This window comes from Okeania sp. SIO2C9 (assembly GCF_010672455.1).
In the GTDB taxonomy this organism is placed as follows: Bacteria; Cyanobacteriota; Cyanobacteriia; order Cyanobacteriales; family Microcoleaceae; genus Okeania.
Genome location: NZ_JAAHGO010000061.1, coordinates 1 through 16,548 on the forward strand (window position 1 = coordinate 1; position 16,548 = coordinate 16,548).

Here is a 16,548-nt window from a genome sequence, read left to right on the forward strand (position 1 = left end):
GGTAAAGGAAGTGTGGGGAGATGGGGACCCACCCGCGCACCCCTCCGGTGGAGGGGAATGTGGGGAGATGGGGAGTGTGGGAAAAATTAAAAAATATATATCCTCACCATTACCATGCAGGACTACCCAATATTTAATCTTCCCTACTCCCCTACTTTCCCACTCCCCCACTCCCCATCTCCCCATCTCCCCATCTCCCCATCTCCCCATCTCCCCACACTTCCCCCACTCCCTATCAATTATTCTAAGCGTGACAATAAATTGACCCTGCCTCCTGCGAGGGGTTAGGGGTGAGTCCCCGCACTCTTGATCTAATTACACCAATACTACCGGATTTGATATTAGTCTCCTGAGTCGGATAGGAAGACTTGTCAAAAATTATATTTTATAATTTTCAATTTTAAGTTCGATCTTTTAGTTAATTAATAATTATATCACCTACATAAGGAATCACCTGATTTCTACCTTTTTCTTTTGCTTGATAAAGTGCTCGATCTGCTCCTGCAATTAAACTTTGATAAGTGGCTTCAGGAAATGGGATAATACTAGATACTCCTAAACTTAGAGTAACTTGTTTATATATTGGTGAATTTCGATGGGGAATCTGTAATTTATATACTTGCTGTTGAACTATATTGGCAAGATGAATTGCTCCTTCTAGATTAGTATTAGATAAGATAATAGCAAATTCTTCTCCTCCATAACGAGCTACTAAATCTGTGGGGCGTTTGACTACTTTCGAGATAGCTTTTGCTACTTGCTGAAGACACTCATCACCTTGTTGATGTCCATAGGTATCATTATATTTTTTAAAAAAGTCTATATCGCACATGATTAAAGATAATGGTTTTTTCTCTCGCCCCATACGTAACCATTCTTTCTCTAAATATCGATCAAAACAACGTCGATTAGCTATTTTTGTTAATCCATCTAATGTAGCAAGTTGATATAATTCTTGATTAGCATTTTGCAGTTGCTGATAGAGTTGTGATTGTTGAATAGCAATTTCTAGTTGAATTCTTAATTGGTCTAATAAATTGATTTCCCATTGTTCCCACTGGCGTTTATTGCTACAGTTATGAGCAACTAAGACTCCCCAAAATGTATCATCTTTACTATAATTAGCTCTAACAACTAAACTTTTTTCTTGAATATTATTAGTTGTAGATTTTTGGATAAAGATTGGCATAATTAAGAAAGCTTTAATTTGGAAAAAATCTAATAAATTAGTAGAAGATAGTTTCACTGTAGATTGATAAATATCTGTAACTGCTATAATTTTATCTGATTTTTTTTCTTGTATAAGCTGTTGAGTTGTAATTATATAATCATTAATTTCCCAATCTAACATTGAGGGTTTCCCTGGAGCTAAAGATTCTGCTAAAACAAGAATAGATTTATCTAACATTTTACGTTGAATAATTACTCGCTCTACCTGTAAAATATTTCGCACTTCATCTACAGCCTTTTGCAGAATTTCTGATAAGTTTAAAGACTGGCGAATACGTTCTGTTATTTTACGAATAAGTTGTTCTTGTTGAGTCTGTCTTTGTAAATAGTCTTCTACTTGTTTACGTTCTGTAATATCGGTGTAGGAACCTACCATTCGCAATGGGTTTTCTTCTTCATCCCAAAGTGCTTGACCTCTATCTAAAATCCATTTATATGTATTATCTTTACATCGGATACGATATTCAGTAGTAAAGTACGGTGTTTTCCGATTAAGATGTTCTTGAATAGACTGTATTACTAAATTAATATCATCAGGATGGATACGATTTTTCCAATCATCTACATGATTAAAAATCTCCGTTTCTGTATAACCTAAAATTTCTTGGCAACGGGTTGAATAAAAACATTCATTAGTTTTAATCTTCCAATCCCATATACCATCATTATTACCGCGCAACGCTAATTCCCAACGTTCTTCACTTTTTTTTAAATCTAATTCCATTTGTTTACGCTGAGTAATATCTTTAATCAAGCCAATTAAATATTTTGGTTCTTGGGAAGTTTTGATTAAAGATATATTCAAATATGACCAAATAATTTTACCTTTTTTGTGAATTAAACGGTTATCAGTTGCATAATTTTGTATTTTTTCTGCCATAAGATATCGTAAATTTATTTCATAATCTTGCCGTTCTTCTGAGTAAATAATATCCATCAAATTTAACTTTGATAAATCGGCATTACTATATCCTAAAATATTCCTAAATGCTTGATTAAATCGGAATATTTTTCCTGATAAGGTAGCAAAAAATATTCCCATTAAAGTCTGTTCAAAAGTCGCACGAAATTTTTCTTCACTTTCTTTTATTACTGCTTCAGCTAAAACATAGGAAGTGATATCTTGAAAAATTACTTGATAAAATTTTTCATCATTCTCTAAGTGAATAATTTTATAAATAATATTTATCCAAAGCCAATTGCCGTCTTTCCTCAAAGCCAGAATATTTGGTATAATATTTTTGCCTTTTTTTGCTGTTTCCAGTATTGTCGCTATTACTTTTTGGTGTATTTCTGGTGGATGGATTTCTTTGGTGTGCATTCGCATAAATTCTTCTCTCTGATAACCCAATATTTCTGTGGCTTTATAGTTAGCTTCTATAATCTTTCCCTGTAAATCAGCAATTAAAATTGCCTCACCCGCATCTTGCATAAATGCACGGTACTTAAGCTCTGAATTTTTTAATTTTTTTTCAGTTCTTTTGCATTCTGTTATATCAACATAAGTTGTAATAATTATGTCACTTAAACTTGATATAAAAGTAGATGTCACACTAAGCCAAATTACTTCTTGACTGTCTTGAATTACCCCCATTTGTAAATTTTCAACAGTGCCTTTTTTTCTAGAAGCTACAATCCAAGCATATTCTTCTTTTGGCATATATGTGCCATCATCTCTAATTATTTTCCACTCTGATTTAGTCGCTTTGATTGACTTCATTTCCTGCCATTGCCAACTAAAAATCTGCTTTGCTTTGCGGTTAATTTCAATAATATTACCTATATTATCTGTAATAAAAAATCCTATTTGTAAAAGATTTAATACAGTTTTAGACTCTAGCAAACCTCGATGGATATTTCGTTTAATTTGAGTCAAAGATTGAAAAATATCTTGATTAATCCAGAATTTTTTTGAGGAAATGGTTGAAATTTTATTAAAATAATCAGTTTGTGAAACCCATGCTTTTTGTCTATTTTGATCGATTCTATATAAATTATCTAATTCAATAAAATGATGTTCAAGTATTTGCTTTTCCAGGTCTCGAGCGAGATATGGAAGTTGAGAATTATAGCTTTCTATCAGACTACGATTGAAAAGTGAAATAGGAGATTTTTTTGTACTATCATTTTGTACAATTTCTTGAAAGATTGATATTTTATCATTAGTTATATCTGTTGAAATACCATCGATCCTAATCATATCTCCGCAATCGTTACAAACAAGTTTAGCTCGAACATCTAACCATCTAATTTCTTGTTCAGAACTAGAAGAGTAACGAAGGATTCGATATTGTAGTTTTAATAATTTATTTGAGCTAATAATAGCTATAGAATCTTCTACTTTTTGCCGGTCTTCAGGATAAATTACTTCTAGCCAGGAGAGAGGATTTATTAATAAATCAGATACTGGTTTTCCGTAGATTATTTCAGCACTATCACTAAGGTAAAGAATATTTTTTGTTAATGGTTCAACTGACCATAATACACTTTCGATAGACTTGATAATATCTTGGCATATTTCCTGACTACTTACACTATATTGATGAGAATTATTCATAGCCTAACCACCAGATTTATATAGGAAGTTTAAATTTTAAAGTTGACCTAAACAGAACTTAATAAGAATGAAACTTTTCATGGGAACCTTGACTAATATCAGTCACTTTTAGCCATATTCATTTATACAATTTCACAACTAAGTATCAGGTAATTTTAATTTCTAATTATTTCCCATAAATCATATAAATGGCTTAAGTAGTCTTTCTTATTTTTTTCAAATAACTTTAGTAATAATAATTTTATCAGCTGTCATAAATTTAAAATACTTTTTAGAGGGTTTGAAGGCTAATACTATTAGTATATAAATCGAATTTAAAAGTCACAAATTCAGGAGAAATAAATATCTGAATTAAATAGCTGTCCTATTTGAGTTATGAGATTTTACTGACAGGATGTATAGAAAAATTTTAGATTTTACGCATATTTTTGTATGTATAGCGCTGTGCGCAGGCAACAGCTCCGGAAGGCAACAGCGGTCAGAACCCGCGACGACGCCAGCTTGCTTGCGGAATGCTGACTCCTGTGAGGCAATAGGGGGAATAAAAGCTGTTTGCGCAGCATCTCCGTTGGAATAATATAAGACTTTTAGCTATTGGACACCTCCTGTGATTTGTAAATATGCCAGCGCACATTGCTATATAGAAATCCGGAATAATTTATGAGAATTTTATTACTTCGTGATTCCCTCACAGAAGTGCGCGTTCCCTCTCTTGGTCGATGGTCGGCCAGCGAGGAGACCCGAAGAGTGACAGAGGAGCTGCCTCTTACAGAGGAGCTTTCCTATCGGAATGCTGCGCAAACGCTAACGCTAACGCTTTTCATGTTGCGGAGCAAAACGCCATCCCACCCTACGGGAAGCTGCGCTAACGACCGCTTGCATCTAACGCCGACGCGGGGTCACACCGCTATTTCCTAAAATCTACAATATCTCACAACTCAAATAAGATTGCTATATCAGGACTTACGCAAAGACACTATATATAGCGTATAGTAAGTAGAGCGATCGCTTACCATTACTGGTTTTGTCCCCATCAAAAATTAATAGGACTTAATGCTTAGGTATAGTTGATTTTTACAAGTATAGCTCAATGTAAATAAATCTTGCCAAAAAACTCTAACTATTCTCTAATAGTGTGATTATTGGTTTGAGTTAATAATATGAATTTCAACTATGTTGATTATTGTCAATATTTACTTAATTCTCATACAAATTATACCATTACAAATTTAGCGAACAATATAGAAAAAGTTAGCGATGATACAATAAATCGTTATTTAAAAGTTAAAGACTTGAGTTTCCTATCGGAATGCTGCGCAAACACAAGATTTATGGCGAAATGCGAAAGGATAAATTGTCAAAAGCCTAGAGAGATACCTAATTTTTGATGATACAGTTATTAATAAAAAATATGCCATAAAAATTGAACTTGTGCGACGACAATACAGTGGTAATGAACATCAGGTAACTCTGGGTATAGGAATAGTTAATTGCATCTATTTTAATCCTAAAAGTGAACATTTTTGGATAATAGATTATCGTATATATTATTTCAGATAACGATCAAAAAACTAAAATAGATAATGTTGAATAAATGATATTTGATGTGGTAAATAAGAATAAATTACCATTGAAAACTGTATTGATGGAGAGCTTTTATGCAATGCCAAGATTAATGGCATTGATAGATAATTTAGGAAAAATTTATTATTTTTAATTAAAAATGAATCGTTTAGTAGATGATACTGGAGGTGTATAAAAATCTAAAAATATTTCTGCATTAAGTTGGAATCAATCAGAAAAAAGAGCGGGTAAAATAATAAAAATAAAAGGTTTTCTAAGGGATAAAAAAAATCAAGCTATTCTGGGTTACTATTTCTGCAAATAGGAAAGAATACATTGTTACTAATGACTTAAGTCAATTTTCTAAAGATGGTGTATAATTTGAGTCAAAAACAAATAGGAAAATCGAAGAATTTCATAGATAAATCAAGCAGTTAACGGGAATAGAGTTTTGCCAGTGTCGTCGAGAAAAAATTCAAAAAAATCATATTGCTTGTGCCATGTTAGTCTGGAATAATTTAAAAAAAATGGTCTACATTATGGGGAAAACTATTTATCAACTCAAACATCAATTATTATCTAAATATCTAGTATCTGAACTCAAACATACTGCAATTAAAATGACAGTTATTTAAGTTTTTATGGATATAGATAGTATCAGAAATACTGGGCGATCGCTCTCTAAGAATCATAGCGTTAGCGGAGCTTTGCGTCAGCAATCGCTCTACTTGCTATGGGCTATATATAGTGTCTTTGCGTAAGTCCTGTATATATACTAATTAGGAATGATTGATAAAAATTTTATTGCTTCGGTGTTTCACATTCCCTATTTCCTATTTCCAGTTAAGAGTTTCCTAAAAGTCTAGGAGACCTAAAAACTCAAATAAGATTGTTATATCATGTCCGGATAATTAGTGATCAAAAAAAATTCTCCTTTTCCTCCTCTTTATTCTTTATTCTTGCTTCTTGCTTCTTTATTCTTCCTTCTTTATTCCCTCCTGACTCCTAAGAAATAATCTAGTTATTTGTACCAAATATTTATCAAATTGGTATTATATCAAATCCGTTGGCTTCGGAGTAATATAATTCTGTTGATAGTCATGCAATCGGTAAGGGCGAATGGCCATTCGCCCCTACAGTATAGACTCTTATCTTTAAAGACTGAATAACACCGATGCTACCGGATTTGATATTAGAGAATTTTCCGAAACAGGGAAAGATTAAAATTAAGCTGTACAAATCAATTTCCTTGAAGAAGGAAGAAGGAAGAAGGAAAAGTGGATGGGGATAGTCAATGACCTGCCACTTTGTGTCTTATAACGCCAACAAGTTTGTAAACACCATGTAGATGGTGGGGTATTATACCAATTTCATAAAATATTGCTACAGTCTCAACACGGGCAACAGGCAACAGGGAAAGAAAAACTGGATAAAAAAGGGGAAAAAATGCTTAACTTTGAAATTTGATGGATATATACAATTTTTAATTGTAGCAATAAATCACAAATTAAGATGTAACTACCTTTTTTGAATTTGGTATTAAACCCAAAAGAAAAAGATAAATGCTTACAGCTTCCTTGAAGAAGGAAGAAGGAAGAAGGAAGAAGGAAAAAGTGGATGGGGATAGTCAACGACCTGCCACTTTGTGTCTTATAACGCCAACAAGTTTGTAAACACCGTGTAGATGGCGGGGTATTAAACCCAAAAGAAAAAGATAAATGCTTACAGCGCTTTTCATTTAAGTAGACTACAAAATTATTTTTGCGCGCGGGAGCTAAGGAGCAAGGAGCAGGGAATAGGGGATAGAAAAATGGGTAGTGCGTCAAGGAAGTGTGGGGAGGGTGGGGAGTGTGGGGAGTGTGGGGAGTGTGGGGAGAGCTGAGAAAGAAAGTAGGAGGAATAATTGTTGGGTGTATATTTATTGTGCTTGTCTTGATGCCGTCCTAACTTTTTGGTCCAACAAGCTTAACAACTCGCACTTTTTTCGCGACAAAAATACGCTCAACCTTATATATATCAGTGCTGAGTGATTACCAACCCCCTGCCCTACTTACTTATCCCACACTTTGGTAATGCACAACCGAAAAATGCTTTAGCCACTTTAGTTTATCTATGTGAAAACCGCTATAATTGCAAACCACAAAAACTATTTTTTAACTGAGAATTTTACAGTAAATATACTGCCTCGATCTAACTTTGAATAAACTTGAATAGTTCCTCCCATTCCTTCTACCAAAGTTTTAACAATAGATAAACCTAAACCAGCTCCACCAGAACGATTTCTAGCTTCATCCGCTCGATAAAAACGTTCAAAAATCTTAGCTTGTTGTGATAAAGAAATACCCTGACCTTTGTCACATACCTGAACGATCGCTTCACCACTTTCTTGACACAAATTTAAAATTATAGGAGAATCTTCACCAGAATATTTAACAGCATTATCAATTAAATTTAGTAAAACCTGTTTCAGGCGATTGCGGTCTACCATGACTTCAATTAACGATAAATTTATAGTTTTATCAATCTTATATTGTGATTTACCGACAATATTTTTTGATTTTAAACTTAATTTACTAGCAATATAATTATTGTTTATCTTTTGCTCTGAACTTAGTTTTTTAGAGTTGTCAATCTGGGTAGAGACTAGATTATTTTTTTCTGTAATAATTGAATTTTTATTATCACTAAATATTTGCTCTAAATTAACAACATTACTTCCATTGCCAAACCTCAGAATAATTTCTCGATCGCTAAATTGTTTAGCCATTTCTACTACTTCTGCTACCAAATCATTCAGTACAACTGCTTCTAAATGAAAATGAATTTGGCCACTATCTGCTCTTGCCAACTCCAGCAAATCTTTCAATAACTCAATAGTGCGTTGTGCTTCCCCAGAAGCTATCGAAATAGCCTCTTTCTGAGTCTCTGTTAAATTATTACCCCTTCTCAAAAGACTCTGAAGATAACCAGAAACAATAGTCAAAGGAGTTCTTAACTCATGAGAAACATTACTCACAAACTGTCTTTGCTGTTCCCAAGAATCAGACAACCGGCCCAACATAGTATCTAAAGTTCTCGCCAACTCCTTTACTTCACTAGGAGCGCGTTCTAAATAAACTGTTGCTCGATCCAGAATATCGGCATTAACATTATCAGCAAGTTGACTAATATGACGCAGAGGCATGAGAGAACGTTGAATATAGACAGTTATAGCAAGTGTTACTCCAATTATTGCCAAAATACTCGCAACACTTAAACTCATCACCATCGTCACTAGCATCTTTTGATCGCGGGAAATGTCTAGAGCGATATAGAGTTTACCAACATTCATCCCATTAACTGTTAACGGACCACCACATAACACAAAATAGCGTCCATTTATTGGATATACTAAAGGTTTTGAGGGCATTTCAGCTAAAGATTTTAAAACAAAGTGGTCACTGTCACTCTGGAAATTTTGTGATTGAACTATCACAGTACCTTGCTGATTTTTGACCCAAATAAATACATTGGCCAATGTTAAATTATCAATAGCTTTTTGTAAACTTTTCTTGACGTACCACGTTTCACTGTACATTTCAACATCTCTGGGAAAACGTTCAGCTATCTGCTCAATGTTATGCTTATGAGTGACGATCAATAATTGCTGCATCTTCCAACTTGTCCACAAGGCTACACTCCCTAGTCCTAATACTGAAAATAATGCAATACCTAATGTTAGACGTGTTTGCAAAGAAGATGGATCGAGTTTCCACCGCTCTAATCTGGGATTTTTAGGCCATTTAGTGATAAATTTCATCTTAAACTTAACTATGAGTAAAAAATATTTAAACTACAATTTTCATTAACTTAGCTACAGATCCTGAGAAAACCCTGATAATTTTGTGGAGATATTCATACCTTCTGCTATTTGAAATTGCTACGCTGTAATTAGGAAACTATTTCTAGGAAAGAAAATTTAAAGAACACTTTTAGACACAATTATGTCTAGGGTAGTAGCTATCAGGGAAAAGCAAATCACTAATTCATAATTCTTATGTTCTAATACCAAATTGATAAATGTTTGCTACAAATAACTTTCTAGGTATTAGGTGTTAGGTGGTAGGTGGTAGGTAAATTATTAATTATTTACTAGTCAGTTTATTTGTAACATTCTTTTTTCAAAATGGTATAACAAGAGTTATCAGAATTTGTAGTGGTTTGCTGCATAGGAGCAATAGGGAAAAAGCCGATGAAACTTCGTCAAAAAACATTAATAGTTATTAGTACAGTGATCGCTAGTTTGATAGTGGTCTTGTGTATTACAGCATCAATGATGTTGTTTTATGGCTGCCAAAATTTGGAAGTAAATTACGTTTGCCTAGATGTAGCAAGGGAATTAAATAGATTAGATGATGAGATATCTAATTTATCTGTAAAGGCAAAACAGGAGACAATATTTGCCTTATCAAAAAAGTTACTTGATGAGAAGAAACTAGAATCTAATACTATAAATAAATTTATTAATTTTAATTCAGTCGATAACTTTGAGATTAATCAAAAACTGAACTTTTTATTACGACTTAATGCTCAAGGAAAAATTTTATTTAGTCAAAGATTCGATCAAAGTCAACAAACGGAAATACTCATACCTGAAAGCTGGAAAAAATATCTACCGATAGGTAAAAATATAAGTAAGCATTCAGGTATTATTCTTTTATCAAAAGCTCCTTTCCTGATTGCTTCTACTCCCATTGTGAATGAAATAGATAGTCTAAATAACGTCACCCTAATTGTTGGGCACTACCTAGATAATGCAACAATAACAAGGTTAGCTGAATTAACAAAATTCTCACTAACTTTTAGCCGGTGGGAAAATAACTTGCAACAAATTAATCAGCAACGGAAAACTTCGGAAATAGTCCTACAACCGCTCAATTCAGATCAAGTAAATAGTTATACAACTATCAAAGATATCTATATTCAACCTGCTCTCATTTTACAAAGAGAAGTAGAGCGAATTATGCACCACCACAGTCGATCGTTTTGGAGTTACTTTATTCTTTTATGGGTAATAGTAGGTCTAGTTTTTGGGATCGTTATGCTTGCAGTCAGAGCAAAATTGTTAGTCTCTCGTGTTTCACAATTAAACAAAATAGTCAATCAAATAGCTTCTAGTGGAGACCTTTCAATGCGCCTACCAATGACAGGGAATGATAAATTGTCAAGCCTTGCCCAGACTATTAATAAAATGCTAGAAGTCTTACAACATTCTCAATTTGAATGCCAATATAGCGAAGAACGCTATAGATTAATGGCAGAAAACTCCACTGATATGATTTCTCGTCACTCTCCAGATGGGGTTTTCCTTTATGTATCCCCCGCTTGTCGCAACCTGATGGGATATTCTCCATTAGAAATTGTTGGTACTCATCCAAAAGAGTTTTTTGCACCTGAAGATATTAAAGCAATTGCCAAAGCTTATCACACTATTATTAACAATCCCGTAACTTACACTATTGCCTACCGCGTTCTTTGTCAAGAAGGTAAATATATTTGGTTTGAAACCACCGCTCGTACAATTCGCGATCCTGAAACTGGGAAAGTACAAGAAATAATTGCAGTTTCTCGTGATATTTCTGACCGTAAACAAAGAGAACAAGAATTACAAGAAAGTGAAGCTGCTATTCGGAGATTGTATGAAATAACTTCTACTCCTTGTCAAAGTACAAATCAAGATAATTCTATTATCTTCTGTTTTGATGACCGCCTCCAAAAATTATTAGAAATGGGCTGTCAAAAGTTCGGCCTAGAAATAGGGGTATTGTCTAGAATTGAAGATAATAAATATACTATTGTTGCAGCTAAAACTCCAGATAATTCTATTTTGAAAGGAGAAGAATTTGACTTAGAAAAAACATTTATTTTTGCAGCAATAGCAGAACAGCCAATATGTTTTGAATCTATTCAATATTCAGGTTTTTGTATCACAGTAGATATGGCTTTCCAAATCGAAGCTTATATGGGAACGTCAGTTATGGTGGGAGGCTCAGTTTATGGTACTCTCAATTTCTGGAGTCCTCAAGTCCTAAATGAACCTTTGAAAGCCGTAGATAAAGAGTTATTAAAACTAATGGCTCAGTGGATAGGTGGAGAATTAGAACGTCAACAAACCGCTAATGATTTAGCAAAAGCTAGAGATGAAGCACTCGCTGCAACTAGAGCAAAAAGTGAATTTTTAGCTACTATGAGCCATGAAATTAGAACCCCAATGAATGCAGTTATTGGCATGACTGGTTTACTATTAGATACTCCTCTCAAAACAGACCAAAAAGATTTTGTTCAGACTATTCGTAGTAGTGGTGAGACTTTACTTACACTCATTAATGATATACTTGATTTCTCAAAAATAGAATCTGAGAAACTAGATTTAGAAGCAAATCCTTTTGATTTACAAAATTGTCTAGAAGAATCTATTGATTTGTTAGCCGCAAAAGCTAGTGAAAAGAATTTAGAACTTGTATATTTCATCCCTCCAGAAACTCCAACTACTATTATCGGAGATATTACTCGCGTACGTCAAATTTTAGTTAATCTCTTGAGCAATGCGGTAAAATTTACCTCTCATGGTGAGGTATTAGTTTCTGTTAGCAGTAGACAGCTAGAAGCAGAAGAAAATTCACAGAATTTAAAGGCAAAAAATAACTCAGAATTTGATAATTGTGATATTTTTCCCGTATATGAAATACAATTTTCAGTCAGAGATACAGGTATTGGTATTCCTGCTACTCGCATGAATCGTTTATTTAAGTCTTTTAGTCAAGTTGATTCTTCTACCAGTAGGGAATATGGGGGTACAGGTTTAGGATTAGTTATTAGTAAAAGATTAGCTGAAATGATGGGTGGTCAAATGTGGGTTGAAAGTATGGGTGCAGTTGGAGGTAATCCCCCAGCAGGCTATAAATTTTTAGATAAAAAATTAGAGTATATCAACGAAAAATCAGGATCAAATTTTCATTTTACAATAGTCACAGAATGTAGCATTCAAACTATTAAAGATCAATTAATTCAAACTAATTATTTAGATGATAATCGACATAATTTAATAGATAAAAAAATACTAATAGTCGATGATAATACTACAAACAGAAAAATTTTGTTGAAACAAACTGAATCCTGGGGCATGATAGTTAACACTGCTGAAAATGCTACTCATGCTTTAGATTTAATGGCTAAAAAGTACAAATTCGATCTAGCAATTATAGATATGCAGATGCCTGAAATTGATGGTTTAACTTTAGCCAAGAAAATTCGTCAAAATCCAATGTATCGGGATTTACCTCTAGTAATTTTGACTTCTTTTGGCAGGCAAGAAATTAATGATTTTTATCAATTATTTGCAGCCATTATTAATAAACCTGTTAAACAATCTCAGCTTTATGAAATCTTACTAAATATTTTTTCTGGTAAAAGTATTGAAATTAGAATCACAAACAATAATAGTAAATGGAATTCTCAAACTATTCCTTTATTAGCAGAACAATTACCGCTGCGAATATTATTAGCAGATGACCATTTAGTTAATCAAAAAGTAGCTTTACAAATTTTACAACGCATGGGATATCGTGCTGATGTTGCTAGTAATGGTTTAGAAGTTTTAGAAGCTGTATTTAGTTTGCCTTATGATGTGGTTTTGATGGATGTACAGATGCCTTTGATGGATGGCCTAGAAGCTGCTAGTCGCATTCGGCAAAAATATGAAAATATCATAGAACATCCTAAAAAAGTTTCTCAGCGAAGACCTCGAATTATTGCCATGACAGCTAATGCTATGCAGGGCGATCGCGAAGAATGTATAGCTGCAGGAATGGATGATTATATTAGTAAACCAATACGGATGGAGCAACTTATAGAAGCTTTAAGTAAAGCTAAGTCTGTTGTGTCACAAGGAAAGGAAAAATTGACTTTCCCACAATCAAATTTATCTCCAGCAACCGTTCCAGACGATAATCACATTTTCACAGAACAGACTATTCTTGAGAGTAAGGTAATAGAAGGATTGAGAGAAGTAGAAGCTCTAGATGAAGTAATAGATATTTATTTAGATACTTCTCCCGAACTTCTAGAGAATATTAATATTGCTATTAATCAAGCCGATCCACTTATACTCAAGAATGCTGCTCATTCTCTCAAGTCTATTAGTGGTACTCTAGGAGCAATGATTCTTTATAAAATTTGTCAAGAATTAGAAATTATGGCTCGTTTAGCTTATGAGTCAGAAAATGCTACTCCAATAGAAGCAATAGAGATTTTTTCTCAGGTTAAAGTGGAGTATGAAAAAGTTATTGCTGCCTTGAAAATAGAGCGACAGAAATAGTAGGGGCAGGTTCCGCGTTAAGTTAATGGTGTTATAAATTATTCAGATCAACCCGCCCCCAACTTTTAATAAAGGTACAATAATTAATAGTACTGGGCAGGTTTAGTTAATTAAATTATCCCCATCAAAATCAATTACAGAACCTGTCACTACTTACCGAACTCTCCTGGGTTTACCTCTAAACCCACTCCAACCAATAGTTAAATAACAACTTGCCAGTAATAAGCTTGTTAAGCCTATTTTGATACTGGAATGAAAAGTTGATAGTTGTGATTTTTGTATTTCTCGCTGTTGTTTCCTTTCTATTTGTTGTGTTAAATTTGAGCGAACTTCTTCTACTTTTACTTTAAAAGCATTAGGATTATTCTTAAACTTTTCTAAATTATCTATTTGTTCTTCACTCAATTGTCTTTTTCTTGTAAAAGCCTCTAATTTTTGCCTATCCCGGAGCATATCACCTATGACATTTTGTTGCTGATCTAAACGTTGTTCTAATATTTCTTTCTCTTCTTTGGCAGTTTGATTTGCTGCTTCCACTGCTTCATTGCTTACTGCTAAAGTATTACTAATATGCAGAGGAATAATTAGCAAAAATATTATGCCCAAGAAAAAAGATAATAAATAAACCCAAAATTTTAAGCTATTCCAGCTAAGTTTAGGTTGTGTTGGAGCTAAACCAAGAATTTCTTCAAAGCCATAGGCACAAAACATTAAAGCTATTCCTAAAATTGGTACAATACCTTCTTCTACTATTGTAGTTGTGAAATTGAGACTCCAGTCTGTATCTCCTATCTTGATAGTAAATAGAAGTAAAACATAATTGATAATAGTAAATAGTACCAAGATAATTCCAGCTAATTTCATAAATCTAACTGCCTGGACTGGTACTTGACTGATATTAGTTCCTTTCATAGTTTAGATTTATAATGTGTACATCAATCTAGTTGGAGCAAAAATTGCCCACAGTTGAGATTTTGTCTATATCTATCTAGATATCATTTCTACCATATAATCCTATCTTCATATTATCTTTAAAAAAAATTTGTGTATTTACTCTAGTTGACGATCCTGTTTTTTCTGGTTAGGATAGTAGATGTAATTCAACAAGAGTGTAGATTGGCTAAAACTAAAAACTCACTAATTCTTCTTCTTTTTGAAATAACTTAGATTTTATAATTTTTTAAAGCAACCTAGTTATTTAGAAGGCTGAGGATATAAAAAAATACTTATTAGCTCCCGAATATCTAAATTCTGATAACCAATAATTTTTGTTCACTATTTACAGGTAAATATATCCATGAAAAAATTACTTACAGCGATCGCTTCTACAGCTTTTTTAACTTTCTCTGCTGCTGGGGCTAGTATGGCAGAGGTTGTTGATGTTCCTATAGATGACCTTGGAATGGTGTTACTGTCAAATGAAAATTCCTATGGTAATGCAAGTTTAGGTTACGATACGGAGCTAAACGACTATACATCTGTAACTCTTGGAGGTTGTACCGCCGATCTAATGTGTGTGCAAAATCAAATAGGTGTATGGGGATTAGTCGAGTGTAGTGGGGCTGCTACTGCGGGTGGTAGTATGAGTATACAAGCTGGAGCAGAATGTGTTATTGAAAAAGGAGGTTTCAGTGCATACGACAGTTGTACAACTGGCACTTGCCCATTAAAATAAGTACCTTAATTAAACGAAAGAATTTAAGAGTCAGGAGTCAGAATATTTGATATATTCTGGCTCCTATTTTTTTTGATTTTATTGCTCAGTAGTGGTGGGTTTAACCGAAAACCTGAAAATTAGGGATAATATAAACGCCGGATAATTTACCCACGTCATTGGGACTGGAATGGAGTGGAAGGAAGCAATCTCAGAGTCGTAGGTTGATTGCTTCCTATCGTCGCTGCGGACGACTATTTAACTAGATTCTATATAAGTCCTCAAAGCTCGCCTTTCGTTGGGGGCGAGTTAACTTGATTTAATGTTGAGCAAGAATAATTTCAGGGGGAACCCACCCCTACTACTGCAACATTTTAGGTGTGTCAGACTACTACTGGATTAATATTATGTCTGGATAATTAGTGATAAAAAAGTTTTTGTTTGTAGTAGGGCTTCAGCCCTGAGATAGATATTTCAAGGGCTAAAACCCTACTACAAACTTTAATTATAAATATTCAACCGGACATATATTGACATCCTCCCGACGCTGACCTGACGGTACAGCGCGGGATTCCTAACCATCGCTGATTAGGCCTTTCTGCTGCCTCTTGCAGAGGAGCTGCGCTAACAATGCACCAGCCTCCAAGGTCGAGCCTCTTTTCGGTCTAAAAGCGCGCTCCACAGACTGAAACTGCTAGCCCAGCAGCCATATTTCTAAGTCTAACACACTATTGACATGCGCCGCAAAATTGATTGGTTTTCCCATACGACGCTCCCCTTCGGGAGAGCGCGGGTCTTCAACCAACGTTGAGATAAATCTAATTTTGTGGATTAAGGCAGGATTTATGATTGAATGTTGATGTATTTATTACAGCACTTTTCAAATTGATGAACCACATCGCCATAATCAAAATCTAGGGACGTTGCATGCAACGTCCCTACTGTGATTTATTGAAATAAAAACCGCTGTAATTTGAACTGGAAGCCCCCCTACTATTACAACGTTACAAAAAAATAAGGGAGTCTCATCAACTGCTTCATAAAACTGATACAAAATATCATATAACGTGACAATCTGATAGCGTAGCTCCGACCTAGGAGGCTGTTTATTTCCTGCTTCAATTGAGGCCGTCGGCGGTTACTCATCCACAGGCATTGACGGTCAAGCCAACCGCATCCGTCAAGTTT

At 34.1% G+C, this 16,548-nt stretch carries 5 protein-coding genes and 1 pseudogene; 3 read left to right on the forward strand and 3 right to left on the reverse strand.

Features of this window, described 5'->3' with window-relative positions; genetic code table 11:
• Nucleotides 1–418 precede the first annotated feature (418 nt).
• Nucleotides 419–3,787, reverse strand: a complete 3,369-nt coding sequence (locus F6K23_RS30390; protein WP_293162868.1) for a PAS domain S-box protein — start codon at nt 3,785–3,787, stop codon at nt 419–421.
• Nucleotides 3,788–4,947: 1,160 nt separating this feature from the next.
• Between F6K23_RS30390 and F6K23_RS30395 the strand changes: the two are divergent.
• Nucleotides 4,948–5,985, forward strand: a pseudogene (locus F6K23_RS30395) (IS701 family transposase).
• Between the two features lie 1,511 nt (nt 5,986–7,496).
• On the opposite strand, the gene F6K23_RS30400 reads toward F6K23_RS30395, so the two are convergent.
• Nucleotides 7,497–9,149, reverse strand: coding sequence for a cell wall metabolism sensor histidine kinase WalK (locus F6K23_RS30400; protein ID WP_293162871.1), 1,653 nt, complete (start codon nt 9,147–9,149; stop codon nt 7,497–7,499).
• A 432-nt stretch (nt 9,150–9,581) separates the two neighbouring features.
• Here F6K23_RS30400 and F6K23_RS30405 point away from each other — a divergent pair, with 432 nt between their 5' ends.
• Nucleotides 9,582–13,706 (forward strand): response regulator, encoded by a 4,125-nt coding sequence (locus F6K23_RS30405; protein WP_293162874.1) that lies wholly within the window; start codon nt 9,582–9,584, stop codon nt 13,704–13,706.
• A 153-nt stretch (nt 13,707–13,859) separates the two neighbouring features.
• Here F6K23_RS30405 and F6K23_RS30410 read toward each other — a convergent pair whose 3' ends face one another.
• Nucleotides 13,860–14,618 (reverse strand): HpsJ family protein, encoded by a 759-nt coding sequence (locus F6K23_RS30410; RefSeq protein WP_293162877.1) that lies wholly within the window; start codon nt 14,616–14,618, stop codon nt 13,860–13,862.
• A gap of 385 nt (nt 14,619–15,003) precedes the next feature.
• On the opposite strand from F6K23_RS30410, the gene F6K23_RS30415 reads away from it, so the two are divergent.
• On the forward strand, nt 15,004–15,381 hold the full coding sequence (locus F6K23_RS30415) for a hypothetical protein (protein ID WP_293162880.1): 378 nt from the start codon (nt 15,004–15,006) through the stop codon (nt 15,379–15,381).
• Nucleotides 15,382–16,548: the final 1,167 nt, after the last annotated feature.

What these genes read in the sequence shown, in the direction of transcription:
- F6K23_RS30410 (WP_293162877.1), bottom strand. Translation starts at nt 14,618, where the DNA reads ATGAAAGGAACTAATATCAGTCAAGTACCAGTCCAGGCAGTTAGATTT.
- F6K23_RS30400 (WP_293162871.1), bottom strand. Translation starts at nt 9,149, where the DNA reads ATGAAATTTATCACTAAATGGCCTAAAAATCCCAGATTAGAGCGGTGG.
- F6K23_RS30390 (WP_293162868.1), bottom strand. Translation starts at nt 3,787, where the DNA reads ATGAATAATTCTCATCAATATAGTGTAAGTAGTCAGGAAATATGCCAA.
- F6K23_RS30415 (WP_293162880.1), top strand. Translation starts at nt 15,004, where the DNA reads ATGAAAAAATTACTTACAGCGATCGCTTCTACAGCTTTTTTAACTTTC.
- F6K23_RS30405 (WP_293162874.1), top strand. Translation starts at nt 9,582, where the DNA reads ATGAAACTTCGTCAAAAAACATTAATAGTTATTAGTACAGTGATCGCT.